At 72.2% G+C, this 26,785-nt stretch carries 22 protein-coding genes and 1 pseudogene; 12 read left to right on the top strand and 11 right to left on the bottom strand.

Annotated features, from left to right (window positions below):
• Positions 1–225 precede the first annotated feature (225 nt).
• Both ACWDA7_RS04290 and fxsA read left to right on the top strand, forming a co-directional pair.
• Positions 226–1,020, top strand: a complete 795-nt coding sequence (locus ACWDA7_RS04290) for a polyprenol monophosphomannose synthase (RefSeq protein ID WP_450602682.1) — start codon at positions 226–228, stop codon at positions 1,018–1,020.
• Between the two features lie 176 nt (positions 1,021–1,196).
• A complete protein-coding gene (gene fxsA, locus ACWDA7_RS04285) occupies positions 1,197–1,772 on the top strand; it encodes an FxsA family membrane protein (RefSeq protein WP_450602681.1) in 576 nt (191 codons plus the stop codon).
• 125 nt (positions 1,773–1,897) lie between these two features.
• On the opposite strand, the gene ACWDA7_RS04280 is transcribed toward fxsA, so the two are convergent.
• From ACWDA7_RS04280 to yczE, 4 genes are all read right to left on the bottom strand, one after another.
• Positions 1,898–2,272: an RNA polymerase-binding protein RbpA gene (locus ACWDA7_RS04280; RefSeq protein WP_009187548.1), complete on the bottom strand. Its 375-nt coding sequence runs from the start codon at positions 2,270–2,272 to the stop codon at positions 1,898–1,900.
• Between the two features lie 255 nt (positions 2,273–2,527).
• Complete coding sequence (locus ACWDA7_RS04275; RefSeq protein ID WP_450602680.1) at positions 2,528–3,874, bottom strand: MFS transporter; 1,347 nt, start codon at positions 3,872–3,874, stop codon at positions 2,528–2,530.
• Positions 3,875–3,920: 46 nt separating this feature from the next.
• Positions 3,921–4,688, bottom strand: a complete 768-nt coding sequence (locus ACWDA7_RS04270) for a glycerophosphodiester phosphodiesterase (RefSeq protein ID WP_450602678.1) — start codon at positions 4,686–4,688, stop codon at positions 3,921–3,923.
• Positions 4,685–5,338, bottom strand: a complete 654-nt coding sequence (gene yczE, locus ACWDA7_RS04265) for a membrane protein YczE (RefSeq protein ID WP_450602677.1) — start codon at positions 5,336–5,338, stop codon at positions 4,685–4,687. The genes ACWDA7_RS04270 and yczE overlap by 4 nt, the downstream gene beginning before the upstream one ends.
• A gap of 111 nt (positions 5,339–5,449) precedes the next feature.
• Here yczE and ACWDA7_RS04260 point away from each other — a divergent pair, with 111 nt between their 5' ends.
• Positions 5,450–6,949 carry an SCO1417 family MocR-like transcription factor gene (locus ACWDA7_RS04260; protein WP_450602676.1) on the top strand — a complete coding sequence of 500 codons (1,500 nt, stop codon included), beginning with the start codon at positions 5,450–5,452 and terminating at the stop codon, positions 6,947–6,949.
• Between the two features lie 46 nt (positions 6,950–6,995).
• On the opposite strand, the gene ACWDA7_RS04255 is transcribed toward ACWDA7_RS04260, so the two are convergent.
• Positions 6,996–8,549 carry a hypothetical protein gene (locus ACWDA7_RS04255; RefSeq protein ID WP_450602675.1) on the bottom strand — a complete coding sequence of 518 codons (1,554 nt, stop codon included), beginning with the start codon at positions 8,547–8,549 and terminating at the stop codon, positions 6,996–6,998.
• A 37-nt stretch (positions 8,550–8,586) separates the two neighbouring features.
• On the bottom strand, positions 8,587–8,781 hold the full coding sequence (locus ACWDA7_RS04250; RefSeq protein ID WP_359397800.1) for a hypothetical protein: 195 nt from the start codon (positions 8,779–8,781) through the stop codon (positions 8,587–8,589).
• A 337-nt stretch (positions 8,782–9,118) separates the two neighbouring features.
• Here ACWDA7_RS04250 and ACWDA7_RS04245 point away from each other — a divergent pair, with 337 nt between their 5' ends.
• From ACWDA7_RS04245 to ACWDA7_RS04225, 5 genes are all read left to right on the top strand, one after another.
• Positions 9,119–9,511 (top strand): ankyrin repeat domain-containing protein, encoded by a 393-nt coding sequence (locus tag ACWDA7_RS04245; protein ID WP_450602674.1) that lies wholly within the window; start codon positions 9,119–9,121, stop codon positions 9,509–9,511.
• A gap of 300 nt (positions 9,512–9,811) precedes the next feature.
• A complete protein-coding gene (locus tag ACWDA7_RS04240; protein WP_450602673.1) occupies positions 9,812–11,230 on the top strand; it encodes a HEAT repeat domain-containing protein in 1,419 nt (472 codons plus the stop codon).
• Between the two features lie 139 nt (positions 11,231–11,369).
• Positions 11,370–12,497: a glycosyltransferase family 4 protein gene (locus ACWDA7_RS04235; protein ID WP_450602672.1), complete on the top strand. Its 1,128-nt coding sequence runs from the start codon at positions 11,370–11,372 to the stop codon at positions 12,495–12,497.
• Positions 12,494–13,705: a glycosyltransferase gene (locus ACWDA7_RS04230; RefSeq protein WP_450602671.1), complete on the top strand. Its 1,212-nt coding sequence runs from the start codon at positions 12,494–12,496 to the stop codon at positions 13,703–13,705. Before ACWDA7_RS04235 ends, ACWDA7_RS04230 begins: the two co-directional genes overlap by 4 nt.
• Positions 13,702–14,556 (top strand): SGNH/GDSL hydrolase family protein, encoded by an 855-nt coding sequence (locus tag ACWDA7_RS04225; RefSeq protein WP_450602670.1) that lies wholly within the window; start codon positions 13,702–13,704, stop codon positions 14,554–14,556. Before ACWDA7_RS04230 ends, ACWDA7_RS04225 begins: the two co-directional genes overlap by 4 nt.
• Before the next feature lie 9 nt (positions 14,557–14,565).
• On the opposite strand, the gene ACWDA7_RS04220 is transcribed toward ACWDA7_RS04225, so the two are convergent.
• The 4 genes and pseudogenes from ACWDA7_RS04220 to ACWDA7_RS04205 form a co-directional block, all read right to left on the bottom strand.
• Positions 14,566–15,435 (bottom strand): 5-oxoprolinase subunit C family protein, encoded by an 870-nt coding sequence (locus tag ACWDA7_RS04220; protein ID WP_450602669.1) that lies wholly within the window; start codon positions 15,433–15,435, stop codon positions 14,566–14,568.
• Positions 15,432–16,049 carry a 5-oxoprolinase subunit B family protein gene (locus ACWDA7_RS04215; RefSeq protein ID WP_450602668.1) on the bottom strand — a complete coding sequence of 206 codons (618 nt, stop codon included), beginning with the start codon at positions 16,047–16,049 and terminating at the stop codon, positions 15,432–15,434. The genes ACWDA7_RS04220 and ACWDA7_RS04215 overlap by 4 nt, the downstream gene beginning before the upstream one ends.
• Positions 16,046–16,798, bottom strand: coding sequence for a LamB/YcsF family protein (locus ACWDA7_RS04210; protein ID WP_450602789.1), 753 nt, complete (start codon positions 16,796–16,798; stop codon positions 16,046–16,048). Before ACWDA7_RS04210 ends, ACWDA7_RS04215 begins: the two co-directional genes overlap by 4 nt.
• A gap of 111 nt (positions 16,799–16,909) precedes the next feature.
• Positions 16,910–17,642: pseudogene (locus tag ACWDA7_RS04205) on the bottom strand (MFS transporter); the annotation flags it as partial.
• 211 nt (positions 17,643–17,853) lie between these two features.
• Here ACWDA7_RS04205 and ACWDA7_RS04200 point away from each other — a divergent pair.
• From ACWDA7_RS04200 to ACWDA7_RS04185, 4 genes are all read left to right on the top strand, one after another.
• A complete protein-coding gene (locus ACWDA7_RS04200; RefSeq protein ID WP_450602667.1) occupies positions 17,854–18,561 on the top strand; it encodes a GntR family transcriptional regulator in 708 nt (235 codons plus the stop codon).
• 179 nt (positions 18,562–18,740) lie between these two features.
• Positions 18,741–20,267 carry a hypothetical protein gene (locus ACWDA7_RS04195; protein ID WP_450602666.1) on the top strand — a complete coding sequence of 509 codons (1,527 nt, stop codon included), beginning with the start codon at positions 18,741–18,743 and terminating at the stop codon, positions 20,265–20,267.
• Between the two features lie 37 nt (positions 20,268–20,304).
• Positions 20,305–21,192, top strand: coding sequence for a hypothetical protein (locus tag ACWDA7_RS04190; protein WP_450602665.1), 888 nt, complete (start codon positions 20,305–20,307; stop codon positions 21,190–21,192).
• Between the two features lie 71 nt (positions 21,193–21,263).
• Positions 21,264–25,907 carry a hypothetical protein gene (locus ACWDA7_RS04185; RefSeq protein WP_450602664.1) on the top strand — a complete coding sequence of 1,548 codons (4,644 nt, stop codon included), beginning with the start codon at positions 21,264–21,266 and terminating at the stop codon, positions 25,905–25,907.
• 12 nt (positions 25,908–25,919) lie between these two features.
• Here ACWDA7_RS04185 and ACWDA7_RS04180 read toward each other — a convergent pair whose 3' ends face one another.
• Positions 25,920–26,492 carry a hypothetical protein gene (locus tag ACWDA7_RS04180; RefSeq protein WP_450602663.1) on the bottom strand — a complete coding sequence of 191 codons (573 nt, stop codon included), beginning with the start codon at positions 26,490–26,492 and terminating at the stop codon, positions 25,920–25,922.
• Between the last annotated feature and the right edge of the window lie 293 nt (positions 26,493–26,785).

Below are 26,785 nucleotides of genomic sequence, written 5' to 3'. Positions count from 1 at the left end.
GCGCCGGGCCCCGATCCGCAGCGTGACCCCGTCGGCGGCGCGCATCGAATCCCGGTCGCCGCGGCCTTGGCCGCAGGGTGGCATCGGGCCCCGCAGACGGTTACGCAAACCGTCACTCTTACCCGACTCTTGCGGAATCGACACCGCGATACGAACCTGCTGATACGTCGGTGCAGGCCGGGGCCACTATGGTGGACCCCTGCGTACGGACATGAAGGGGCAGTAGTGAACGACGGCGACGGGACCCTTGAGGCAAAGGCCCAGGGGAGGCAGTTCGGTCCGCTCGGCACGTCCTTGGTGATCATTCCGACCTACAACGAGGCGGAGAACATCAAGACGATCGTCGGCCGGGTGCGGTCGGCCGTGCCCGAGGCGCACGTCCTCGTGGCCGACGACAACAGCCCCGACGGCACGGGCAAACTCGCGGACGAGTTGGCGGCCGAGGACGACCACGTCCACGTACTGCACCGCAAGGGCAAGGAAGGCCTGGGTGCGGCGTACCTCGCGGGCTTCCGCTGGGGCCTGGAGCACGACTACGGCGTCCTGATCGAGATGGACGCGGACGGCTCCCACCAGCCGGAGGAGCTGCCGCGCCTGCTGACCGCGCTCAAGGGCGCCGACCTGGTGCTGGGCTCCCGCTGGGTGCCGGGCGGCCGGGTGGTGAACTGGCCCAAGTCCCGCGAGTTCATCTCCCGTGGCGGCAGCTTCTACTCGCGCATGGCGCTCGACCTGCCGTTGCGCGACATCACCGGCGGCTACCGCGCCTTCCGGCGCGAGACCCTCGAGGGACTCGGTCTCGAGGAGGTCGCCTCGCAGGGCTACTGCTTCCAGGTCGATCTGGCCCGGCGCGCCGTCAAGGCGGGCTACCACGTGGTCGAGGTGCCGATCACCTTCGTCGAGCGGGAGCTGGGCGACTCCAAGATGAGCCGCAACATCCTCGTCGAGGCGCTGTGGCGCGTCACGGCGTGGGGTGTGAGCGACCGTGTCGCCAAGGTGACGGGCCGGCGCAAGTCCTCCTGAGTGGTACGGCGGCACCGACCGCCACCCCTGAGGCGGGGACGGAGGAGCTCCGCGTCAACCGGGGGACGTTTCCCGCCGTCGCTCGTACGGGTGGGCACGGCCGGTCCTGCGGGAGCGCGGGGGCGAGTGATCGACCCCTTATCCCGCACTGAGCGCGCTGTGTGCACACTGGGAGCATGACGACTGGCGTACCCGCTCCCCCTTACTCCACCCGGCCCCGGCGTTCGCGGCTGCGCACGTTCCTGCCGCTCGGTGTCGCTGCGTGGCTGGTGCTGGAGATCTGGCTGCTCACGGTGGTGGGACGCGCGGCCGGCGGGCTCACGGTCTTCCTGCTGCTGGTCGCCGGTTTCGTGCTCGGTTCTGTGGTCATCAAGCGGGCCGGACGCCGGGCGTTCCGCAATCTCAGCGCGACGCTGGGGGCCCAGCCCCGGCCGGCCGGGGGCGAGGCGCCCACGGGCGCGCGCGGCAACGGGCTCATGATGCTGGGCGGGTTGCTCCTGATGCTGCCCGGTCTGATCTCCGACGCGGTCGGCCTGCTGCTTCTCATACCGCCGGTCCAGCGGCTGGTGAGCCGCTCCGCCGGGCGCACTCTCGACCGCAAGCTCCGCGGGGTCACACCTGGCAGCTTCGGCGACGCCTTCCAGCAGGCTCGTATTCACCGTCCCGACGGGAAGGTCGTCCAAGGTGAGGTCATCAGGGACGAGCCGCCGTCACGGGCCCCGCAGGACCCGCGGCCGCCACTGACCCACTGAGGCCCGTGCGGGCAGCTTTGCCTGTGCGCGCAGCAAACAAGCGGGCGCCGCACGTCATAGCGACGTACGGCGCCCGCTCATCGCTCGCTCGTGTGCGCGGAGAACCGCCCGAGCCGTGGAGGGTCTTACGCGGACTTTCGGCTGTCCCGCGGATGAACCGCGATGTTCATCGCGCCGGATCGGAGAACGGCCAGGCGTTCCTCAAGGACCTCTTCGAGCTCCTCACGGGTGCGCCGCTCCATCAGCATGTCCCAATGTGTACGCGCCGGCTTGGCCTTCTTCTCTTCCGGGCCGTCGCCGTCCACCAGAAGTGCCGGGGCCCCGCAGACCTTGCACTCCCACTCCGGCGGGATCTCCGCCTCGACGGAGAAGGGCATTTCGAAACGGTGCCCCTTCTCGCATGCGTACTCCACGGCCTGGCGCGGAGCCAGGTCGATACCGCGGTCGGTCTCGTAGCTGGTCACCACGAGGCGCGTGCCGCGAAGAGCTCGCTCACTCATGAATCGTGCCTCCCGGGCTTGTCGCCCACAGGACAGGTGTCGCTGTCGTCGTCATCCGGTCAACGTCCGGTCGGCGGTAAAGATTCCCGTTCCGGGTCATGCGTCGCCGTCGTAGCCGCCCCTTGTTGTACCCACCGGCGCCCGGTTTGTCACATCTGCTCGCAGATGTCACCCAGCGTTTCGGATCCTTTGACGCGCAGTAACGGTACGTCTGGCAGGCCAAACGCGTACACTACAGCGCTTTGCCTTCAGGTGCTAAATCATTCCGGGGACCGGATTGCCCGCGTCGCGCACCGCCTGCCGCACCGGGACCCGGGCCAGCAGCACGAATCCGATGATGAAGAAGGCCACCAGCGAGATGATCGCGTCCCGGTAACTTCCGGTCAGCTGGTAGGTGATTCCGAACAGAAGCGGGCCCAGCCAGCTCATGCCGCGGTCGCTCATCTCGTAGGCCGAGAAGTACTCCGCCTCCTTGCCGGGCGGCACGAGATGCGAGAAGAGCGAGCGGGACAGCGCCTGGCTGCCGCCGAGGACCAGCCCGATACCGGACGCCAGGACGAAGAACCAGACGGGTGCGTGCGCCGGCATGAAGTAGCCGGCGCAAAGTGTCAGGGTCCAGGCGACGAGCGAGCCGAGGATGGTGCGCTTGGCTCCGTACGTACGAGCCAGCCGTCCCATGCCGAGGGCGCCGCCGACCGCCAGCACCTGGACCAGCAGCACGGCGGAGATCAGCGTCGACTGGCTCAGTCCCAGTTCCTCCGAGCCGTACACCGACGCCTGGGAGATGACCGTCTGGATGCCGTCGTTGTAGATGAGGTACGCCAGCAGAAAGGCGAGCGTGAGGGGCTTGCCGCGCATGTCGCGGAGGGTGGCCGCCAACTGCCGCCAGCCGTGCACCGCGGGTCGCGCGGACGTCGTACGGCGGTCGCGCAGCCGTCTGAGCGGCACCAGCGTGAAGGCACCCCACCAGATGCCCGCCGAGGCCAGGCAGATGCGCACCGCGGTGGTCTCCGAGACGCCGAAGGAGTCGTGTGCCGTGAACAGGACCAGGTTCGCGATCAGGACCAGCGAGCCGGCCGCGTAGCCGAAGGCCCAGCCGCGCGAGGAGACCGCGTCGCGTTCCTCGGGCGGCGCGATCTGCGGCAGATACGAGTTGTAGATGACCATCGAGACGGCCACCGACGCGTTCGCGACGACGAGGAGGAAGCCGCCGAGCAGATAGCGGTGCCCGTCCAGGAAGAACATGCCCGTGGTGGCCGCGGCGCCCAGATACGCGCAGAGACCGAGCAGCGGCTTCTTGCGCCCGGTGCGGTCGGCCGCCGCGCCCGCGAGCGGCATGACGAGGATCGCCACGATGACGGAGGCCGAGACCGAGTACGCGAAGAACGAGCCCGCGCGAACGGGGACGCCCAGCGGGTACACATAACCGTCGGCGTCCGCCGCCGACTTGGCCACCGAGGTGAGGTAGGGGCCGAGAAACACGGTCAGCACGCTCGTCGAGTAGACGGAGCACGCCCAGTCGTAGAAGTACCAGCCGCGCTGTTCGCGCCGCCGCTCGGCGACGCCGCCGTCTCCCCGTGCCTGCACGGTGTCGGTGCTCACCCGTGCCCCTCGCTTCCCCGTGGAACGTGGTTGTGCGCGGGGGCGTTCAGGCCCAGGAGCCCCGGTCCTCGAGGACCTTGCGCAGCGTGTCGATGTGATCGGTCATGATGCCATCCACACCCAGGTCCAGCAGCCGGTGCATGCGATCGGGGTCGTTGATCGTCCAGACGTGCACCTGGAGGCCGAGTGCGTGGGCCTTGCGCACGAAGCGGCGGTCGACCACGGGGATTCCCCACTGGGACTCGGGGACCTGGGCGGCGACCGCCGAGCGGCGCAGCTTCGCCGGCATGCCCCAGGAGCGCAACCTGAGGCCCAGGACACCGCGGGTGCCGTACGACGTCGCCAGGCGCGGCCCGGCCAGGCGCTGGGCGCGCACGACACGCGACTCCGAGAACGAGCCGACGCAGATCCGGTCCCAGCCGTCGATGCGCTCGATCAGGTCGAGCAGGGGGTGCAGGGCCGGCTCCGCCTTGATGTCGACGTTCCAGCGCACCTCGGGGAACTCCTCGAGCAGGTCCTCGAAGAGGGGCACCGGCTCGCTGCCCGCCACGCGCGCGTGCCGCACGTCCTCCCAGGGCAGATCGGCGATCCGCCCGGCCCCGTCCGTCACCCGGTCGAGCGTCGAGTCGTGGAACGCCACGAGTTTGCCGTCGGCGGTGGCGTGCACGTCCGTCTCGATATAGCGGTAGCCCGCCGCCACGGCGCGCCGGAACTGGGTGAGGGTGTTCTCCAGACCGTCCGCGGCCCCGCCCCGGTGGGCGAAGGCGATCGGGCCGGGGTGGTCGAGATAGGGATGGCGTATGAGCGTGGTCACTGGGGCAGTATCGCTCCCTCCGGTTGCCCGGCGGCAACGACCGTGCTGCGCTCCGATGCCGAGGGGACGGCGAACACACGCAGGAAGAGCTGGACGAGCGGGCCGATGGACAGCGCGTACAGCAGGGTCCCGGCTCCGACGGTGCCGCCGAGGGCGAACCCGGTCGCGACGACGGCGACCTCGACCCCCGTGCGGATCAGCCGGACCGAGCGCCCGGTGCGCCGGTGCAGTCCGGTCATCAGGCCGTCGCGCGGGCCGGGGCCGAAGTTCGCCGCGATGTAGAGGCCGGTCGCGGCACCGTTGAGCACGATGCCCGCGAGGAGAAGGGGAACCCGTACCGTCAGGGCGCGTACGTCGGGGAGTACGGCCAAGGTGGCGTCCATGGCGGCACCGATGACGAGAACGTTGGAGACGGTGCCGAGACCGGGGTGCTGGCGCAGTGGGATCCACAGCAGCAGCACGATGGCGCCCACGATCGTCAGTACCACACCCATGCTGAGACCTGTCAGCTTCGCCAGGCCCTGGTGGAGGACGTTCCACGGCTCGAGGCCGAGGCCTGCCTCGACCAGGAGGGCGGAGCTCGCGCCGTACAGCGCGAGACCTGCGTACAACTGGATCAACCGCCGTCCGAGCCGGCTCTTCGTGGACATGCCAGTGAACAAAACGGACCCCCCTGTGGTGACAGTGGCCTGACGCATGTCACTCTGTGGCTTGGAAACAGAAGCCATCCATGGCCAATTCCGGGAAGGTGGACTGGGAACATGGCGCACTGGACCTCAGCGATGGGTGCGGCACAGCTCGCGCGGCTGCTCAGCTCCCAGCAGGACCGTCCCGCAGGCCCAGGCACCCGCCGCCCGGCCGCTTACCGCGCGCTCGCCGACGGCATCCGGCTGCTCGTGCTCGAGGGCCGTGTCCCCGTCGCGGCCCGGCTGCCCGCCGAGCGGGAACTGGCGCTCGCCCTGTCCGTGAGCCGTACCACGGTCGCGGCCGCCTACGAGGCGCTGCGCACCGAGGGCTTCCTCGAGTCCCGCCGCGGAGCGGGCAGCTGGACCGCCGTGCCGGCCGGGAACCCGCTTCCGGCGCGAGGGCTCGAGCCGCTGCCGCCGGAGGCGCTGGGCTCGATGATCGACCTGGGCTGCGCGGCGCTTCCCGCACCCGAGCCCTGGCTCACCCGCGCCGTGCAGGGCGCGCTGGAGGAGCTGCCTCCCTACGCCCACACGCACGGCGACTATCCCGCGGGCCTGCCCGCACTGCGTTCCATGCTCGCCGACCGCTATACGGCGCGCGGCATCCCGACGATGCCCGAGCAGATCATGGTGACCACGGGAGCCATGGGCGCGATGGACGCGATCTGCCATCTCTTCGCCGGTCGCGGCGAACGCGTCGCGGTGGAGTCGCCCTCGTACGCCAACATCCTCCAGCTGATGCGGGAGGCGGGCGCCCGGCTGGTCCCCGTGGCCATGGCCGAGGGGCTCGGCGGCTGGGACCTGGACCGCTGGCGCCAGGTGCTGCGGGAGGCCGCACCACGACTCGCCTATGTGGTGGCGGACTTCCACAACCCCACGGGCGCGCTGGCCGACGAGGACCAGCGCCGCCGGCTGGTGGAGGCGGCCCGCTCCGCCGGGACGGTCCTGGTCGTCGACGAGACGATGAGCGAGCTGTACCTGGAGGACGGCCTGGAGATGCCGCGCCCGGTGAGCGGCTTCGACCCGGCGGGCTCGACGGTGATCACCGTGGGCTCGGCGAGCAAGGCCTTCTGGGCCGGTATGCGCATCGGCTGGGTGCGGGCCGCCCCCGATGTGATTCGCAGCCTGGTCGCGGCCCGTGCCTACGCGGACCTGGGCACACCGGTGCTGGAGCAGCTCGCCGTCAACTGGCTGCTCAGCACCGGAGGCTGGGAACAGGCCGTCGACCTGCGCCGCAAGCAGGCCAGGGAGAACCGGGACGCCCTTGTCGACGCGGTGCGCACCCAACTGCCGTCGTGGGAGTTCTCGTTGCCGCAGGGCGGCCTGACGCTGTGGGTGCGCACCGGCGGCCTGTCGGGGTCCCGTCTGGCCGAGGTGGGGGAGCGGGTCGGTGTCCGGGTGCCGTCCGGGCCGCGTTTCGGCGTGGACGGCGCGTTCGAGGGATATGTGCGGTTGCCGTTCACGGTCGGCGGCGCGGTGGCGGAGGAGGCGGCGGTGCGCCTCGCGGCGGCGGCCCGCCTGGTGGAGACGGGCGCCTCGGGTCCGGCCGAGGCGCCGCGCAGCTTCGTCGCCTGACCCGGCCTCGCCCCGGGGTGCCGAGGCGGCGCCCCCGGTGGTCCGCTCAGCCCTCCGCGGCCACGGCTTCCGCCGTCACCGCACGGGTGGACGTGCCGCGCCCCGGCAGAAGCCCCAGGACCGCCTGCCGGTGGTGTTCGCTGGTCGCGTCGTCGTACGGGTCCGGGGTGGCCGGCACCTGGAGGCGGTGGACCGGGCCCGAGCCCAGGCGGGCGTAGCCGCGGCCGGGCGGTACCTCCTTGGTGGGTGTGGTGTGCGGCGGCGCGCCGAGGACGGCCTCCAGTTCCTCCCTGGTCGCGGGGCCCAGCGTGACCCGTGCGCGGGTGTACTGGCGCACCACGTTGGACAGGCTCTCGAGCCCGTCGAACTGCTCGGCGACCACGACCGTGACGTTCGCCGCGCGGCCGTGCCGCAGAGGCACCTGGAGCAGCGTCTGGGGATCGTCCCGCCCGCCGGCCGCCGCGAGATGTCCCAGCACGCTCGGCCGGTCCAGCAGGATCCACAGCGGGCGCCTGACGTCGTCCGGTGCGGCTTGTCCGGACTGCCGGGCCCGGTTCGCCGCGATCAGCCGCCGCTCGGTTTCATGGGTGGCCCACTCCAGGCTCGCCGCCGCGCCGGCGAGACCGGACTCGACCGCGAGTACGCCGTCCCGGCCCGTCAGGCACGCGTACTCGCCGGTGGCACCGCCCTCGATGATCAGGATTTCGCCGTGCTGCAGGGCCTGGAGGGCGATCGAGCGCACCAGCGTCGTCGCACCGCTGCCGGGTGCCCCGGCGATGAGCAGGTGAGGCTCCGTTGAGCGCGTCCCCGTGCGCCAGACCACCGGAGGAACGTCACGCTGCTCGTCGCCATGGGTGAGGGGGAGGGTGCGCTGGACTCCGGTGGGGTCGGTGAAGCCGAGTACCGTCTCGCCGGGCGCGGTCACGAACCGCTGCGCGGCGATGTCGGTGGGCAGCGGGGGTAGCACGGTCATGGTGAGCTCGTTGCCCTCCTCGTCCCACTGGAAGTGGTACTCGCGGCCCCGGCCGGACTTGACGTGCACGATCTGCTCGATCCGCGCCCGCGATTCGGCCTCGCCGTCCTTGAAGTAGGGGGGGTAGCGGATGCGGAGCTGTGAGATGCGGCCTGTCTCGTCGAATGCGAACGAGGACAACGTCTGGGTCCAGTCCCCGCCGGGCGAGTACAGCGGAGCCGGGTCGCCGGCGACCGAGAAGTACGGCGCCAGCGCCTCGTACAGCGACCGCAGACGCTTGGTCTGGGCGTCGTCCGGACCTGTCGGCCGCGCCGGTCCGCGGTCGCGGCCCCGCCAGCCCGCCGCCGCCATGAGGGCGATGCCGGCGAGCAGCGGCCCGTACGGCACCAGGGCCACGACCAGGATCACCGAGGTGACCAGGAAGAGGAGCGGTCCCCGCCGGTCCTTCGGTGTCTCCGCCCACTTGCGCCGCCCGGCCAGGGCCAGCCGGCGCAGACCGCGCGAGATGGTGATCAGCGGGTGGAGGACATCGGTGGCGCCGCCCGCCGCCGTCCGGGCCAGCTTCCGGCCGCGGGCGATCTGGGCGCTGCCGTTGCTCAGAATGCGAGGGAGGGGGCGCCGGGACACGTCTTGCTCCAGGGGTGCGTGCGAAGGGGCGGCGGATTCAGAAATTGATCCCGCCCAGTAGGCTCGCGAGGCTTGCGCCCCCGGCCTTGATGCTCGGGGCCACGGCGGTGCTCGAGAGGTAGAACCCGAAGAGCCCGCACACCGTCGCGTGCGAGCTCTTCAGCCCGTGGTTGCGGCAGAACAGGAAGACGACGCTGCCGAGCAGCACAACGCCCGAGATGTTGAGGATCATTGCTCTCTCCTGGTTCACGGGGGACAGTCACCATGAGTTCTTCCAGGTTCACAGAATGTATCCATAGGATAAAAGCTGCAACTGGGTGAAATTGCACAGATTTCCCCCGAACGGCGGAGCTGCCCCGCGTTCTCCGGGCACGTCTGTCGCGCTCGCCGGGGCCTGTAGTGATCTTCGCCTCGTGCGGTGCCCGACATGTGCCGCCGAAGCCAGTACGCTGGCGATTCACCCGTACGACGTCACCGCTCGTCGCCGTACGAGCCGTGTGCGACCGCCCCGCTCGCCGTCGCATGCGCCCGCAGTTCCCCAGCAGCAGTAGTGAGAGGCGGTCCGGCCGATGAGCGAAGCCCCCGACCCCGAGGTCGTGGCGCTGGCGACCAAGATCTTCGATCTTGCGCGCCGAGGCGAGACCGAGGCGCTCGTGGCGTACGTCGACGCGGGTGTTCCGGCCAACCTCACCAACGACCGCGGCGACTCCCTGGTGATGCTCGCCGCCTACCACGGCCACGCCGACGCCGTCCGCGCCCTGCTGGAGTGCGGCGCCGAGGTCGACCGCGTCAACGACCGGGGTCAGACTCCGCTCGCCGGCGCGGTCTTCAAGGGTGAGATCGAGGTCATCCGGGCGCTCCTGGACGGCGGTGCCGACCCGGCCGCAGGCACCCCCTCGGCCATCGACACCGCTCGGATGTTCGGAAAGAACGACTTGCTCGAGTTGTTCGGCGCACATTGATGCGACTGCTCTGACCAGCGAAAACAACGAAAAAGGGGGAGGCGGTACGGGGCCGCCTGAAATAAGGTCGCGGCAGCGCGAGACGCCGGGTCATCATGACGTCGTGATTCACGGACGCGATGGCTGGGCAGGTGTTGCCGCACCGCGCGGGCCGTGATCGGTCCGCATGGGCCACCGACGAGAGGCAGAGGAAGATGGTCTACAGCAAGCAAGAGACGGCGGGCGCACCGACGTGTTGTCACGCGACCAGGTAGTGCAAGTCCCCCGGTTGCGTCGACGCTTGATGTGAGGCTGTTTCCCATGTTCGAACCGGTCATAGCGCCCAGCGGTACGCTGCTCGGCCTCCTCCAGAGGGGCCGCGGCGACGGCACACTGCACGCGCTCACCGCGCCGCGGGCCGAGGCGCTCGCGGCTCTCAATCACTGTGTGCTGCGGGATCCCCGCCACGACTGGCAGGTGGAGAACCGCTCCCTCTACTACGCCCGGCTTTTCCTGGACCTGAACGGCGAGCTGGACGAGATCGAGGCGCACCTCTTCGGCGCCGAGGACGTCCTCGACACCGACGAGTGCCGCACCGGGCTCGCCCTCGCGGTTCTCGGGCACCTCGCCTCGTACGGCAGGCTGGACGCGCTCCACCTGCTGCGCAGGTACGCGGCCTCGGGCACCAACTGGGCCTGGGCCCTGGACGAGCTGGCGCTGCGTGACGACGACGCGGGGCTGCGTTCCCTCGCCACGCCCGTGCTGGCGCGTTTCCCGGCCGACGCCGAGGGCGAGGCCGAACTCGCCGCCGCCGTCCGGGACGCCTTCGAGCCACGGCCCTGGCGGCTGTGGGCCGAGGACCCTCGCGAGTCCATCGCCACGCGGGTGCGTGCCGCCCAGGAGGCCGGCTGTTTCGACCGCTGGCAGCGGCAGTTGCAGGCAGGCGGCCCCCGGCCGGGATGGAGCGTGCAGGCCGTCTTCGACTGGGCCCAGCAGGGCATCGAACGCGGTGCCGTGCTCCATGTGCCCGCCGCCCGATGTCTCACCGCCGTAGCCGGCCCCGAGGACCGGCCCGAGATCGTCGAGGCCGCCCGCGCCGGCGGCGACGGAGCCCGCTGCACCGCCCTGCGCTATCTCGCCGACGGAAACGATCCGGACGCCCTCGACCTGATTGAGGGCGCCGTGTCCACCGGGTCCGCGCTGGTCGTCGACGCGGCCCTGGACGCCTTCGAACGCATGCGCAGTGTCGCTGCCGTCGACCGGGCGCGCGGCTGGGCGCACCGGCCCGACGCACTGGGTGGGGCCGCCGGGCGCATGCTCGCCTGCCGCGGTGGCGCACAGGACAGCGACCTGGTGCTGGCGGCCCTGCGGGAGGCGGTACGCGGCGAGGGCCCGGACGCGGCGACGCTGTGGACCCTCGTCGACGGCGCAGGACGGCTTGAAATCGCCTGTGCGGCGCCGGTTCTGCGCCATATTTACCGTGAGACCGCCTCGTCCCACCTCCGCGGCCGCGCCGCCCGCGCCCTGGCCGCGGCCGACCCCTCATTCCCGGCGGGCTTCGCCGTCGAATGCCTCTGGGACTGCGAAGAGTCCACCCGGGAGATCGCCGCGCGGCACGCCGAGACGGGTGACACCCGTGTCGTCGAGCGGCTTCGCCGGCTGGCGGCGGATCCGGCCGAGGAGGCCGAGGTGCAGACCGCCGTTCGCAGCCGGATCGGGCCCGACATGCCCACCGTATGAACGTTCGGTGACTGTGAAGTCAGGAGAGTGTGGACACAGGCTGGCTTGCCCACCTGTGCAGCCCAACGCTCATGGGACGTTCTCCGTCCGGAAAGATCGACGTTGACGCGGCCACGTCCGGTACGGCGACAACACGGGTATGCGTGTCGTCATCGTGACCGAATCCTTTCCCCCCGATGTGAACGGCGTGGCCCATTGCGCGCTCCAGACCGCCCGGCACCTCGTCGATCGCGGTCACGCTCCCCTCGTCGTCGCCCCGGCCACCGGCGCCGGGAGCGGGCCCGACGCCCATGCGCCGTGGCCCATCGTCCGTATCCCCTCCCTACCGCTCCCCGGGTATCCCCAGGTACGGGTGGCACTCCCCAGCCGACGCGTCGCCGCGGCCATCACCGAACACCGCGCCGACATCGTGCATCTGGCCAGCCCCTTCGTTCTCGGCGTCCGTGGCATGGCGGCCGCCTCCCGGCTGGGCATCCCGGCCGTCGCCATCTACCAGACCGACCTGGCCGGATACGCCCGTACCTACATGGGCGCCGGTGAGGCCGCGGCCTGGCGGCGCATCCGCTCCGTGCACGCCGCCGCCGACCGCACCCTCGCGCCCTCCAGCGCGGCCCAGAAGGACCTGGAGGCGCACGGCGTGCCCCGGGTGCAGCTGTGGCCCCGCGGCGTCGACACGGAGCGCTTCCGCCCCGACCTGCGGGACGAGTCGATCCGCCGGGAGCTCGCCCCGAACGGCGAGCTGATCGTCGGATACGTCGGCCGCCTCGCGCCCGAGAAGCACGTCGAACTCCTCGCCGGTGCCTGCGGCCTCGACGGCGTACGCGTCGTCGTGGTGGGCGACGGGCCGAGCGAGGCCACCCTGCGAAACGCCCTGCCCGGCGCCGCCTTCCTGGGTCGTCGCACCGGTGACGAACTCGCCCGGATCTTCGCCTCGCTGGACGTCTTCGTGCACACCGGCCCGTTCGAGACGTTCTGCCAGACGGTGCAGGAGGCCATGGCGAGCGGTGTGCCCGTAGTCGCGCCCGCCGCGGGCGGACCGCTGGACCTGGTGGACCACGGCCGCACCGGGCTGCTTGTGCCGCCCGGTGACGCGGACGGCTTCCGGGACGCAGTGGGGACGCTGGCCGCGGACCCCGCGCTGCGGGCGGAGTACGGGGACACCGCGCGCGCCACCGTCGAGGGCCGCACCTGGGCGGCTGTCGGCGACCTGCTCATCGGGCACTACACGGACGTGCTCGCCGCGCGCCGGACGGCGGTGGCGGCATGAGCTTCGCCACCGAGCGGGTCGGCGGCTCTCTGCGCATCGTGCGCCTCGCCAACTTCGTCGCGCCCTCCTCCGGAGGCCTGCGCACCGCCCTGCGCGAGCTGGGCAAGGGCTTCAAGGAGGCCGGCCACAGGCCGGTGCTCATCGTGCCCGGCGAGCGCTACAGCGACTGCGAGACCGAGCAGGGACGGGTCATCACCCTGCCCGGGCCGCTGCTGCCCGGTACCGGCGGCTACCGGGTCCTCACGGACAAGCGGCGGCTCACGGCCCTCCTCGAGGACCTGGACCCCGACCGGCTGGAGGTCTCCGACCGGACCACGCTGCGCTGGACCGGGAAGTGGGCGCGGCGCGCCCGGATCCCCGCCGTGATGGTCTCCCACGAGACCGCCGACGGCGTCCTGCGCACCTGGGGCCTGTCCGAGGATCTGTCCCGGCGCGCCGCCGACGCGCTCAACATCCGTACGGCGCACACCTACGCGCGCGTGGTGTGCACCACCGAGTTCGCCGAGCGCGAGTTCGTGCGGATCGGGGCCCGCAACGTCGTACGGGCCCCGCTCGGCGTGGACCTGGAGGAGCGGCACCCCTCGCTCAAGGACGACGGGCTGCGCGACCGTTATGTGCGCGCGGACGAGACGCTGCTCGTCATGTGCTCCCGTCTCTCGGTGGAGAAGCGGCCCGGAACGGCTCTGGACGCCCTGGAGGCGCTGGTGCGCCGGGGACGGCGGGTCAAGCTGGTGATCGCCGGGGACGGGCCGCTGCGGGCCCGACTCGAACAGCGTGCGCAGGAGCGGCGGTTGCCGGTGACCTTCCTCGGCCACGTCGGCGACCGTACCCTGCTCGGCGCGCTGCAGGCCTCCGCTGACGTGTGCCTGGCCCCCGGGCCCGCCGAGACCTTCGGGCTCGCAGCCCTGGAGGCCATGGCCTGCGGTACGCCGGTCGTGGCCAGTTCCGCCTCGGCGCTGCCCGAGGTGATCGGCTCCGCGGGCGCCACCGCCGTGAACACCGGCGAGGCCTTCGCCGACGCCATCGACCAGTTGATGGAGCGCTCGGAGTGCGAGCGCCGGCAGGCGGCACGCGGGCGTGCCGAGTGCTTTGGCTGGAAGACCGCCGTGGACGCGTTCCTGGCGGCGCACGACGCGCTACCCAGTGTCCCGCCGTCGGTGGCAGCCGACGGCCTGATACGAGACATCGCCCGGGAGGGTGTGGCATGAGACCGCTGCGTTTCGTCGCGCTCGGCGACTCGCTGACGGAAGGGGTGGGGGACCCCGTCGGGGACACCTGGCGGGGTTGGGCCGCGCTGCTGGCCGGCGGACTGGCCCCCATGACCACCCCTGCAGAGTTCACCAATCTCTCGTTCAGCGGCGCCCAGACCCGGGATCTTCTGGAACGTCAGACCCCTCAGGCGCTCGAGATGCGTCCGGATGTCGCGTCCGTCCTCATCGGCGTCAACGACACGCTGCGCTACACCTTCGACATCCACGCGGTCGCCGCCCGGCTCGACAAGGTGTACGCGGCCTTCCGGGCCCAGAACACGGTGCTGTTGACGGCCTGTCTGCCCGATCCCGGGTCGATGCTCCGGCTGCCCGGAGCGCTGGCCCGTCCGCTGGCCCGGCGGCAGCGTGCCGTGAACACGGTGGTGCACGCCCTGTCCGAACGGTACGGGGCCGTGCATCTGCACGCCGAGGGGGGTGCCTGGATCAGCGACCGCGCCATGTGGAGCGCGGACCGGCTGCATCCCGGTGAGCGCGGGCACCGGCAACTCGCCCGGCGCTTTCACGCGCTGCTCGCCGAGGCGGGTGTCGCGACCGGCGCCGCGCCGGCGGCCGAGCCGGAGTTCCCCCCGCCGACCCGCTCGGCCAGCCTGCTCTGGCTGGCCACCGCAGGTACGGCCTGGGTGGTGCGGCGATGCACCGACCTGCTGCCGCAGTTGCTCACCCTGGCCGCTGCCGAGGTGCGCCACAAGGCCAGGGGCACCAGCGCACGGCTGGACCTGAGCGCGTCGGCAGCGGTCGCGTCCGCGCTGGCCTCGCTGTCGGTGGCCGAACAGCCGGATGCGGCGTGATCCGGTCGCCTAGCGGCGGCTGACGGAAGTGAACCGGATGGGGGTACCCGGAGTCGCCTGGGCGGTCGCCGCGAGATCGGCGGACCGGACGACGGCAATCACCGGGTACCCCCCGGTCGTCGGATGGTCGGCGAGGAAGACGACAGGTCGCCCGTCGGGCGGTACCTGGACCGCTCCCAGAACCATTCCCTCACTGGGCAGTTCACCGTCCCTGGCGCGCGCAAGGGGAGGGCCCTCGGTGCGCAGGCCGACGCGGTTGCTCGCGGGCGACACGCGGTACGCGCGCGTGAGGAGGGTGCGGATCGCCTCCGCCGTGAACCAGTCGTCGCGTGGCCCGGGCGTCACACGGAGCACCAGTTCGGAAGGCGGACCCGGCTGGGGAGCGACGTCCACGCACGCGTGGCCGGCGGCCGGCCGGCCCAGGGGCAGCACCGCACCGTCCGTCAGCGGTGGCGGACCGAGGCCGGACAGCAGATCCGTGGACCGGCTGCCGAGGACCGGCTCCACCGCCACACCGCCGGAGACTGCCACGTAACCGCGCACTCCGGACAGCGCGGCCCCGATGTCCAGCAGCGCGCCGGCCGGGACGCGCACCGGCGCACCCCAGGGCGCGGGACGGCCGTCCACCGTGACCGTGCAGGGCGCCCCGGCGACCGCCACGGTGACCGCCGAACGCGGCCGAACGGCACATCCGTCGACGGTGGTCTCCAGCACGGCCGCCTCCGGAGGATTGCCGACCAGCCGGTTCACGAGCGCCGCCGCGGGCGCGTCGAGCGCCCCCGAGGGCGGCACACCGAGATGGGCGTGGCCGGGCCGTCCTCGGTCCTGCACGGTCGTCAGCGCCCCGGCCCGTACGACGCACAGCGCGCGGTCCGTCATCCGGGCCCCACCGGGACGAAGCGGACGCGGGCGCCCGGGGTGAGCAGCGCGGCCGGAACGCGCGCGTGGTCCCACAGGACCGACTCGGTCGTGCCGATGAGCTGCCAGCCGCCCGGCGAGGAGCGCGGGTACACACCCGTGTACGGGCCCGCGAGCGCCACCGCGCCGACCGGGACGGCGGTGCGCGGGGTGTCCCGGCGGGGTACGCGGTAGCGGTCCGGCAGACCAGTCAGATAGCCGAAGCCCGGCGCGAACCCGCAGAACGCCACACGGAACTCGGCCGCGGAGTGGATCCGTTCGACCTCGCGGAGCGGCACGCCCCACAACGCGGCGACGTCCGGCAGATCGGGACCGTCGTACCGTACGGGGATCTCGACCTCCTCCTGGACGCACGCGGGGGCCGGCGGGATCTCCCAGCCGGCCAGCCGCTCAGCGAGCCGGGAGGGTTCGCGCAGGCCGTCGAGCAGGACCGTACGGGCCGCCGGCACGATCTCGCGCACCGCCAGTTCGCCGCCGGCCCTGCGGCGCAGCAGTTCGGCGTGCAGGGCCTCGACCTCCTCACCGGAAGCGACCTCCAGAAGCAGGGCGTCGTCGCCGACGGGCAGCGCCCTCATGCGAAGGCCTCCACGCCGATGCCCGCGGCCTCCAGCTCGGTGCGCACCCGGCGGGCCAGGTCGACCGCTCCCGGCGTGTCCCCGTGCAGACACAGGGACCTCGCCCGTACGGGGATGTCGTGTCCGGAGTGCGCCGCGACGACCCCGAAGCGGGCGAGACTCACCGATCGCTCCACCACCGTGTCGGGATCGGTGACCACCGCACCGTCCTGACCGCGCGGCACGAGCGTGCCCTCCTCGGTGTACGCGCGGTCCGCGAACGCCTCCGTGAAGACGGGGAGCCCGGCCTTCTCGGCCACCTCGAGGAAGCGCGAGCCGGGCAGCCCGAGCACGGGCAGCGCGGCATCGGCGAGCAGCACGCCCTCGACCACGGCCTGAGCCTGCTCCTCGTCGTGAACCACCCGGTTGTAGAGCGCGCCGTGCGGTTTCACATACGACACGCGGGAGCCCGCGGCGCGTGCGAAGACCTCCAGCGCGCCGATCTGGTAGGCGACTTCGGCAGCCAGCTCCGCGGGCGGCACGTCCATCGCACGCCGCCCGAATCCGGCCAGGTCACGGTAGGAGACCTGGGCTCCGATCCGTACACCGCGGCCGGCCGCCAGCTCACACACGCGCCGCATGGTGACCGCGTCGCCCGCGTGGAAGCCGCAGGCCACGTTGGCGCTGGTGACGACCGACAGCAGCCGCTCGTCGTCGGTGAGCCGCCAGTGGCCGAAGCCCTCGCCGAGGTCGGCGTTCAGATCGATCATGGTCCCTCCTGGTCGGGCGACGTCAGGCGACGCGGTACTGCTCGTGTCGGGCGTCGATGACGAACATCTGTCCCGGTGCGTGCGTGATGGCGAAGGGCGGGCGCGAGGCCGTGTGCCGGGCTGGAAGATGGCCGCGAACGACCCCTTGTCCTCGCTGCGTTCGCGCTCGGCCAGCGCGCCGGGTGCGTCGTGCACCCGTCGGCGCATCCAGATCACCAGCAGCGGGCAGCGCTCCGGTCCAGAACATCACGCGCCAGGCCAGGTCGTCGCCCACGAAGGAGAAGACCAGCGTGTAGACGACGGCGGCCAGCGCCCAGCCGACGGCCCAGGAACTCTGGATCGCGCCGAGCGTTCGCCCCGGGTGCCTGGCGCTCGCGTACTCGGCCACCAGGATGGCGCCGACCGCCCACTCGCCGCCGAAGCCGAGGCCCTGGAGCGCGCGGAAGACCAGCAGCGTCTCGTAGTTGGGGGCGAAGCCGCACGCGACCGTGAAGACGGCGTACGTGACCACCGTGATCATCAGGGCCCTGACCCGTCCGACACGGTCGGCCACCACGCCTGCGGCGGCACCCCCGACCGCCGACACCACCAGGGTGACCGTGGTGAACAGGCCGGTCCGGCCGCTGTCCAGGCCGAAGTACGCCGCCAGCGCGACCATGCTCAGCGGCAGCGTGAAGTAGTCGTACGAGTCGAGGGCGTAGCCGCCGAAGGCGCCGGCGAAGGCCCGCCGGCCGCGCGGGCCGAGTGCGCGCAGCCAGCCCAACGCGCCGACGTCGGCGCTGCGTTCGACCGCGTCGGAGGGGGCGTCGGCGGTCAGGTGCCTGGAGGGAGGGTTCGTGCTCATGGGCACCTCGCAGTGAGGGATGGAGGGTGCTTGCTGGATGAGCAGTGCTGCTCGGGACGGACTGGTCGTGGGGAAGTGACCGTGCCGAGCGGAAGCCGCGGCATCGCGGTGAGGAGCGGAGCGGTGCCGTGCGTAGCAAGGTAGAGGATCGTTGAACGATCCTTCAATACCCATGTTGTTTCGTTCTTGTATCTGCGATTGAATTCCGGGCATGGCAGAGCAGCTGACGGGACTGGCCGACGACCGCGCCCTCCTGGGGCGCACCAGCACGGCCGAGCGGGTCTCGGACATCCTCAGGAGCCGGATCGCCGAGGGCTTCTTCCCGCCCGGCACCCGGCTGTCGGAGGACGGCATCGGCGGCGCGCTCGGTGTCTCGCGCAACACGCTGCGCGAGGCGTTCCGCCTGCTCACCCACGAGAGGCTGCTCGTCCACGAGTTGAACCGCGGGGTCTTCGTACGGGTGCTGACCGTTGAGGACGTCGAGGACATCTACCGCACCCGCAGCCTGGTCGAGTGCGCGGTCGTACGCGGTCTGGACGAGCCGCCGTACGCCCTCGACGGTCTCGCCGGGGCTGTCGAGGAGGGGCAGCGGGCCGCGCGCGAGGGTGACTGGAAAGGGCTGGGTACCGCCAACATCCACTTCCACCGCGAACTTGTGGCGCTCGCCGGAAGCGAGCGGACGGACGAGCTGATGCGCAGCGTCTTCGCCGAACTGCGGCTGGCCTTCCATGTCGTGGACGACCCGCGGCCGCTGCATGAGCCGTATCTCGCGCGCAACGAGCGGATCCTCCAGGCTCTGCAGACGGGGGACCGGACCGAGGCGGAGCAACTGCTCGCGGTCTACCTGGCGGACTCGCTCGAACGGGTCGTGGAGGTGTACCGGCGGCGGGTTGCCGGCGGGGAGCAGACGACCGGCTGAGCGCAGCTCCGGGCGCCAGTGGGGGAGGGGCGCGACCTTCCCGGACACGGGGCACCTCGCGAGACCGGTCACGCACGGTCCGCGGAACGATCTCAGCCCTGGCCCGCCCGGACCGCCCTGGCGGGGGCGCATCCGCGCCGTTTGGGTCGTTGTCAGACCAAGGACCTAATCTGTGCACCGTGACTTCGCTTGCATCGACGGACAGTGTGCCGCCCCAGTTCAGTGCGGGGCCGCGCCCCGCACTGGGGCCGGCCGCCGACGAGGGGCTGGCGCGGCGGCTGCGCGCGCTCGCCTGCACGGCGCCGCTGCACGACCTGGACGCACGCAAGGCGAACCTCGCGGGCGAGTACTCGGTGTACGGGATGGCGGAGATCGCGCTCGCCGCCATCGACCTGGTCACGCTGAACATGGACTTCGACACCGGCGCCGACCACGACCAGATAGTCGCCCGGCTCATCCCGCGCATCGCCGCCCAGGCCCCGCGGCGCCCGGTGGCCGAACACGAGCGCGTGGCCCGCTGGGTCCTGGAGAACCTGATCAACGTCGGCAGTGTCGACCGCGGCTTCCGCGCCGTTTACGGCACATTCGCACCAGACGGCACCTATGTCCGCCGGGACTACGACTTCAAACTGATCGAAGAGGTGCCGGGATACGGCGGAGGCGTCTACCTCAGGACGACGGACGAGGCGGTCAACGTCCTCGTCGGCGCCCTCGACACGGACGTCACCAGCGCCCAGATCGCCGCCGAGGTCAAACTGGAGGTGCTGATCAGCCGCGGGCGCCTCGCCGACGCCCAGCTCGCCGCCGAGCAGGCGCGTTACCGCACCGTGCAGTACTCGGAGTCGCTGCGCCGGGCACTGGAGGCCACCCGGCGCAACGTCCGGGCGGTCGACTGGCTTAACGCGGTGCCGGACATGATCGCCGAAGCCCTCGACCACGTCGCCGACCGCTACCGTCACGAGAACGCGATCCTCACCAACATCCGCAGGGCCCGCGACGAGTCCGAGGACCCCGACCAGAAGCGGCGCGCCGCCGAGCTCGTCGACATCGTCAAGGACTGCATCCGCCGGCACACCCAGTTGCAGTCCCGGCTCCTGGAAGCGGGCCCGCTGTTCCGCGCCGAGCAGGACCGGCAGGCGTTCGCCACCCCCCTCGCGACCTCGGGCACCGACCTGTACGGGCATCTCCTCGCTCCGCTGCTGCCGCTCCCGCTGGAGCATGCGATCCGCGTCACGGACGCCTTCTTCGCGCACGGCACGGGGCTGCGCACGCCCGGGTCCGTACGGGTCGCGGACCTCGTCGAGCTGCTGCTGACCCCTCCGGTCGAGCGTGAGCACCTCGGGGCCGAGATGCCCGAGCCCGATCTGATCGCCACCCCGGACGACAGCCGGTTCAGCGAGGAGCAGCTGGCCGCCGCGACGGAGCTGCTCGACCTGCCGGCGGACGCGCCGCGGCGACTGTCGGGGCTGCTCGCACAGGCGCGCCGCCAGGACCCCGAACTTCCCTACCTCGTGGCCCTGCTGGCCGTGCACGCCGCGAGCCCGCCGGTCGGCACCGCCTATCGGCAGGGCGAGGAGAAGCTGCTGTTCGCCGTGGACGACGGCACGGAGCTGGACGATCCCGAGTTCGGCGGTGCGGATCTCATCGTCGGTACGGCGCTGCTGGATGCGGCCGGCATGGCGGCGGACCGGACGGAGGCGGCATGACCGGCCATCAGTACCAGTACAGCAAGGAGACCCGACCGTGACCGAGCACGTCGAGTGGAGTGAGCCGCAGCCCACCGCCGCACGGGCGAGTGCCGCCGTCACCCCCGCCGACGCCGCCGACGCCGCCCGGCTCGTCGCCTTCGGTCTGCAGCCGAGGCTCCAGCCCGCCCGCGACCAGGAGTACACGGAGCTGCTGCGCCGTTACCGCGAGGACCCGCCGTTCGCGCGGCTGGCCGACGCCGTCGCGACGGGGCTCGGTCTGGTGGTGCTGGAGGTGTCTCCGCGTGCGGGGATGGCCGTGACCGCCGCCGAGGACTCCGTGTTCGCGGTCCGCATGGGTGAGTACGCGCGTCGGACCTCGACCGACTCCGCCGACCGTTTCCTGCACGGCCTCGCCCATCTCGCGGTGGCCGCCCTCGCCTTCCCGCGCCCCGACGACCTGGCCGACGACGGCTACATCGGACGCGTCTCGGTCCACGGCGTCGATGCGTTCGTGCGCCAGGCCTGCCGCCGTCTCGAGGAGCGGGCCGAGCAGCAGGGGGAGAACACCGACCCCTCGACGGACGCGCCGGGCCTGGAGGCGGCCTGGCGGATCTGGGCCAGACGCACCGCCACCGGCGCCACCAAGGACGCCCGCAGACTGGCGGGATCCACCACCGGCATCGTCGGCAAGGCCGTCGCGTTCCTCACGGACTCCGGGTTCCTGCAGCGCACCGGCGACGACAACGGCGGCACCTACCGCACGACGGCCCGCTACCAGCTCCAGGTACGTGACATGGCGGGCAGCGCGGCCATGGCCGAACTCCTCGAACTGGGCATCGTCCCGGTCACCGACGGCACGGCCACCCTGCTGCCCGCCGAGGACACCGACGACCTGGAACTGGTGGCTGACGCCGGACTGCCGTTCCACTCCGGAAGCTCCTGAAGCCCCGCGCCTTCCCGAACTTCCGCACGTTTCCCACGACTCAGCAAGACTTACGACGAGAGTCCGCCGCCATGTACGAGCTGTCCCGGGTCCGCCTCTACTCCATTGGTCCGGCCGGTGCGCGCTATGCCGACACCGTCCTGGACCTTCGGGGTGTGGGTGATCCGGTGCCCGACCCCGCGCCCACCCAGGCGGAGTTCTTCGAGGAGGAGCCCCAGGGCCCGCCGCGTCGGCCGGCCCCCGCCGGCGTGCTCTTCCTGGAGAACGGCGGCGGCAAGTCTGTTCTGCTCAAGCTGATCTTCTCGGTGATGCTGCCCGGTCACCGCAACACCCTCGGCGGCGCCAGCTCGGGCGTGCTGCGCAAGTTCATGCTCGCCGACGACTGCGGACACGTGGCGCTGGAGTGGCAGCACACCCTGACCGGCGAGTGCGTCGTCGTCGGCAAGGTGAGCGAATGGCGGGGACGCCAGGTCTCCAGCGATCCGCGGAAGTTCGCCGAGGCCTGGTACTCCTTCCGGCCGGGCCCGGGGCTCAGCCTCGACAACCTGCCGGTGGCCGAGTCCACCGCCGTACGGCCGCCCGCCGAAGGCACGTCCGGTGCGCGGGGACGGCGCCGCACGATGAAGGGCTTCCGGGACGCCCTGACAGAGGCGGCCAAGGCGTACCCGCACCTCGAAGTGCACTGGGAGGAGATCCACGATCGCTGGAACGAGCATCTGACCGACCTCGGCCTGGATCCCGAACTCTTCCGCTACCAGCGGGAGATGAACGCCGACGAGGGCGAGGCCGCCGGACTCTTCGCGGTCAAGAAGGACTCCGACTTCACGGACCTGCTGCTGCGCGCGGTCACCGACACCCGGGACACCGACGGACTCGCCGACCTGGTCAGCGGTTTCGGCAACAAGCTGGGACGCCGCTCCGAGCTGATGGCCGAGCGGGACTTCACCGCCGGTTCGGTGGACCTGCTCGGGCGCATCGTCGACGCCGCCGAGACCCGGTCACGGGCTCGGGACATCCACGCGGGCGCGGAGCGAAGGACCCGGACCCTGGCCCGGCGACTGGCCGCGCGCGCCGTGCGTGAGCGGGTACGGGCCGCCGACCTGGCCCAGCGCGTCACCGCCGCCGCGTACGCCGTCACCCATGCCGAAGGCGCCCGCGAGCGCAGTGCGCTGATCGCGGCGGAGCTGGCCTACCGGCACGCCTCGCTTGCGCTCGCCGAAGCGGAGAAGGCCGCGGCAGCCCAGAAGCGCGAGCTGGCCGACGCCCGCCAGCTGTACTCCGCGTGGCAGGCCGCCGAGGCCGTGCTCCGGCACCGAGCGGCCGCCGACCGCTCCGCCCGCGTGGCGGCCGCCATCCGCGAGGCCGAGCGGGACGCCGCGCCGGCGCTCGCCGCCCGCGCCAAGGCCGCCGTCGATCTCGTACGGGCGCTGCACGCGGCCGCCGATAGCGCCGAGACCCTCGCCAACGAGGAGGAGGAGCGTTCGGCCGCGCTCCAGGAGGTGGGCGAGTCCGCCTACCGGGACTCGACCGCCGCCGCCACGGACGCCCAGCGTGCCCGCAGCGAGGCCGGACATCTGCGCCAGCGGCTCGCCGAGGTGGAGCAGGAGACTGCCGAGGCCGTGCGAGCGGGCTGGCTGGACGGCAGCGCCGCGGACGCCGACCCGGCGCGGGTCGCGCTCGACGCGAGCGACGCCGAGAAGACGGCCGTCGCGGCCTGGGACACCGCACGCGAAACCTCTCACCGGGCCTCCGAGCATGCGCGCGAGGCCGCGTCGGCCGAGACCCGCGCGGAACTGACGGCGGCGCGCGCCGCTGATGCGGCCATCGCCGCCGAACGGGCCTACGACGCGGAGCGCCGCACAGCTCAGGCGCTGGCGGCCGAGCAGAGGCTGGCCGAACTGCTGAGCCTGTCCGGCACCGGCCCGGGCCCCCGGGTCCCCGACCCCCGCCGTGACGAGGCGAGCGGCACGGCGCAGGCACCGGACCCGGAAGAAGGGGCCCTAGCCCCCGAGGAGCTGGACCGTTTCGCCGACGAACTGCGTGAGCTGCTCGACGAATTCGTCTCCTCTGCCGAGCGCCAGCTCTTCGAACTGCGGACCGCTGCGGCCGACGACGCCCGCATCCTCGGTGCGCTCGGTGACGGCGGGCTGCTGCCACCGGGACCGGACGTGCTGGCGACCGTGGAGTTCCTCGGCGAGCGCGGCATCCCCGCGCTGCCCGGCTGGCGCTATCTCGCCCAGGCCGTCGACCCCGCCGACCACGCACGTGTGCTGGCCGCCCGGCCCGAACTGGTCGACGGCGTGATCATCACCGACCCGGCCTCGCACGCCCGGGCCCGCGAGGCGCTGAGCGACGCCGCGCTGCTGCCGCGCTCCGCCGTCGCGGTCGGCACGGCCGCCGCACTGCTCGCCCCGGCTCCGGCACTCGCCGAGAGCGACGGCGGGGACGTCTTCCTGGTACCGCCGAACCCGGCCATGCACGACGAGCACGCCGCCGACGAGGAGCGCCAGACGCTGCGCGCGCGGGCCACCGAGCGGGACGAGGAGATCCGCGGGCTCGCGGCACGGCTCGGCAAGGACCGCGAACTGGCGGCGCGGCTGGCGTCCTGGCGCACCGGCTGCCCCGCGGGACGGCTCGCCGAACTCGCCACGGCCGCCTTGGACACATGCGCGTTCGCCGAGGAGGCCGAGGCAGACCTGGCCGAGGCGCGCACCGTCCGCGCCGAAGCCGACGAGGCGGCGGCCGAGGCCGCCCAGGTGCGCGACGAGCGGCAGGAGGCCGCGCAGAAGGCGCGGCGCGCCGCCGACGCGCTCGCCGGGCTCGCCTTCCGGTTGCGCGAGCGCGCGGGCTGGCAGGTCAAACTGCGGGAACTCGCCGACGACGCCGTCGAGTCGGAGGCCCGCGCCCAGTCCTGCCTGGAGCGTGCCCGCGCCGCCGACGAGGACCGGCGCGGCGCCCAGCGCGCCGCCGACGACGCCCGCCGTACCGCGCGTGCGCTGCGCGCCGAGCGCGCGGAGATCGCGGGCGCTCCCGACGACGTGCCGGAAGGCGACGCGGAGCCGTCCAAGAGCTCCCTGCCCGCTCTGCGCGAGGCCTACCGGGCCGCCTCCCAGCTGTACGAGAAGGTGGGCGTGGGCGCCGACCTGCGGGCTGAACAGGCACGGGCCGAGAGCGACGAGTCCGCGGCGCTCGCCGAGCTGGAGCGGCTCAGCAACAAGGTCCGCACCCGCGCCGAGCAACTCCTGCAGTCACCGGACGGCTCCGACGGCCCGTCCCGGCAGGCCGCCGCCGCACGTGCGGAGGAGCTGGTGCAGCTGCTGGAGGCGCGTATGTCCACGGCGAGCGAGCAGCTCGGGCGGTTGCGGGGCGAGGCCGAACGGCACGCACCCGGGAACGGCGAGGCGCACACCGAGCTGCCCGGGGAACTGGTCCCCCGGGACACCGAGCACGCGCAGGCCCTGCTGCGCACGGCGAGCGGTGAACTCGCCTCCCGCGTCGATGCGCTCGCCGAGGCCCGCGAGGCCCATGCTGAACTCCTCGGGACCCACCGCGCCGCCGAGGACGCGGCGGGCGGCTTCGACGAGGTCGCCGCCATGCTCCGCGACCTGCTGCGCGAGCACGCCGCAGACGAGGAGCAGGAAGAACCGGAGCCCTACCCGGGCACGCTCGAGGAAGCCCGGCGGGCCGCCGCCGAGATGCGCCGTTCGCTGCGCGGCTGCGCCGCCGACCTGTCCGCCGCCGAGGCGGCCGTGCGCGAGGCGAGCGACGTCCTCGTACGGCATGCCAACTCCACCCGCTACGAGCAGGTCCGCACCCCCGCCCGGCAGCAGATCCGCGAACTGCCCGCCTCCGCTCTGCCCGAGCACGCACAGCGCTGGGCGCAGGCCTTCGCCCCCCGGCTGCGCGTGCTCACGGATGAACTGGCGCAGCTGGAACGCAACCGCGACTCCATCGTGGACCGGCTGCGGGGCCTGGTCGAGACGGCGCTCGCCACGCTCAGGTCGGCCCAGCGGCTGTCCCGGCTGCCCGAAGGTCTCGGTGAATGGTCCGGGCAGGAGTTCCTGCGGATCCGTTTCGACGAGCCCGACCCCGCCACGCTCAGCGAGCGGCTCGGCCAGGTCATCGACGAGGCGACCCGCGCGGCCGTCAAGAAGAACTCGGACCTCAGGCGCGACGGCATGTCGCTGCTCCTGCGAGGAGTGAGCGCGGCACTCCAGCCGAAGGGCGTCGCCGTGGAGATCCTCAAGCCCGACGCCGTACTGCGCGCCGAGCGGGTTCCCGTCGGTCAGATGGGCGACGTGTTCTCCGGTGGACAGCTGCTCACCGCCGCCATCGCCCTGTACTGCACGATGGCGGCCCTGCGCAGTAACGACCGCGGCCGCGACAAGCACCGTCACGCCGGAACGCTTTTCCTGGACAACCCCATCGGACGCGCCAACGCGACCTATCTGCTGGAGCTCCAGCGGGCCGTGTCGGACGCGCTGGGCGTACAACTGCTGTACACCACCGGGCTGTTCGACACCACGGCGCTCGCCGAGTTCCCGCTGGTGATCCGGCTGCGCAACGACGCCGACCTGCGGGCCGGCCTCAAGTACATCCGCGTGGAGGAACACCTCCGTCCAGGACTGCCGCAGCAGCTCCAGGCCGAAGAAACGGTGCACAGCGAGATCACGGCGACACGGATGTTCAAGCGACCGGCCGTGGGCGCACCGTAGCCCGCTGGGCTGTCAGGGATGGGAGAGCTGCCCGGCTCCGCCTTGCCTGGGTATGCGTTCCTGCCGCTGCTCGACGGCCCGCGCCTGGCGGTGGGCCGTGCGGCGCTCCCGGCGCAGGGCACGTGCCGTGCTGCTCGGGACCGACACCACTCCGTGGCGCTGGTTCCACACCTGCCGTGTCACCCAGACGTCCAGCACGCCCCAGGTCGCCACCACCGTGCTGGCCACGCTGCTGAGCACCATGGGGAATGCCAGCCAGGAGCCCGCCAGCGTGCACAGAAAGGCGATTACCGCCTGGATCAGCGTCACCGAGATGATCAGCACCGCCCGCACTGCCGCCGTGCGCACGGGATCCGGCAGCCGCCTGCGGCGCGCGGGCTCCTCGACCCACAACGGCCGGTAGTTCGGCGCCTCGTACCGCTCTTCACCCGGCGCGGGGACCGACTCGCCGACCGGGCGGCGCCCGGACGGTATCTCCAGGCGCGCGTCTGCCGGAACGGCGCGTTCCGGTGCCCGCGGGTTCCCTCGCTCCACCCTGGGCGCCGGGGCCCCCGTCCCGTGCGTCTCCCGCTCCGCCGTGCCCATCAATGCGTCACTCCCCACCGCCCGCAGCCCTCTTGCCCGGTGTCATCTGACCCCGGCTCCCCATTGGCTGCCCGGCTTGCGCTGTTTTACGCCACCTGAGTGCGGCATGCGGTGCCTGTGACCGAATCCGCCCCCGTTTCCCGTAGAGGAAGACGATCGATGTCGACCGATGATTCCCGGTGAACGAAAATTTCCGGCCAAGAGACCCGGGTTCCCCTCGCACGACTTCTTACGCCGGACGCCGGTTTCGGGTAGGCAATCTCCCGTAATGGCGTGACAACGGCCCATCTCCC

This window comes from Streptomyces sp. NPDC001156 (assembly GCF_053598275.1).
This window is presented reverse-complemented; position numbering and strand designations above follow the sequence as displayed.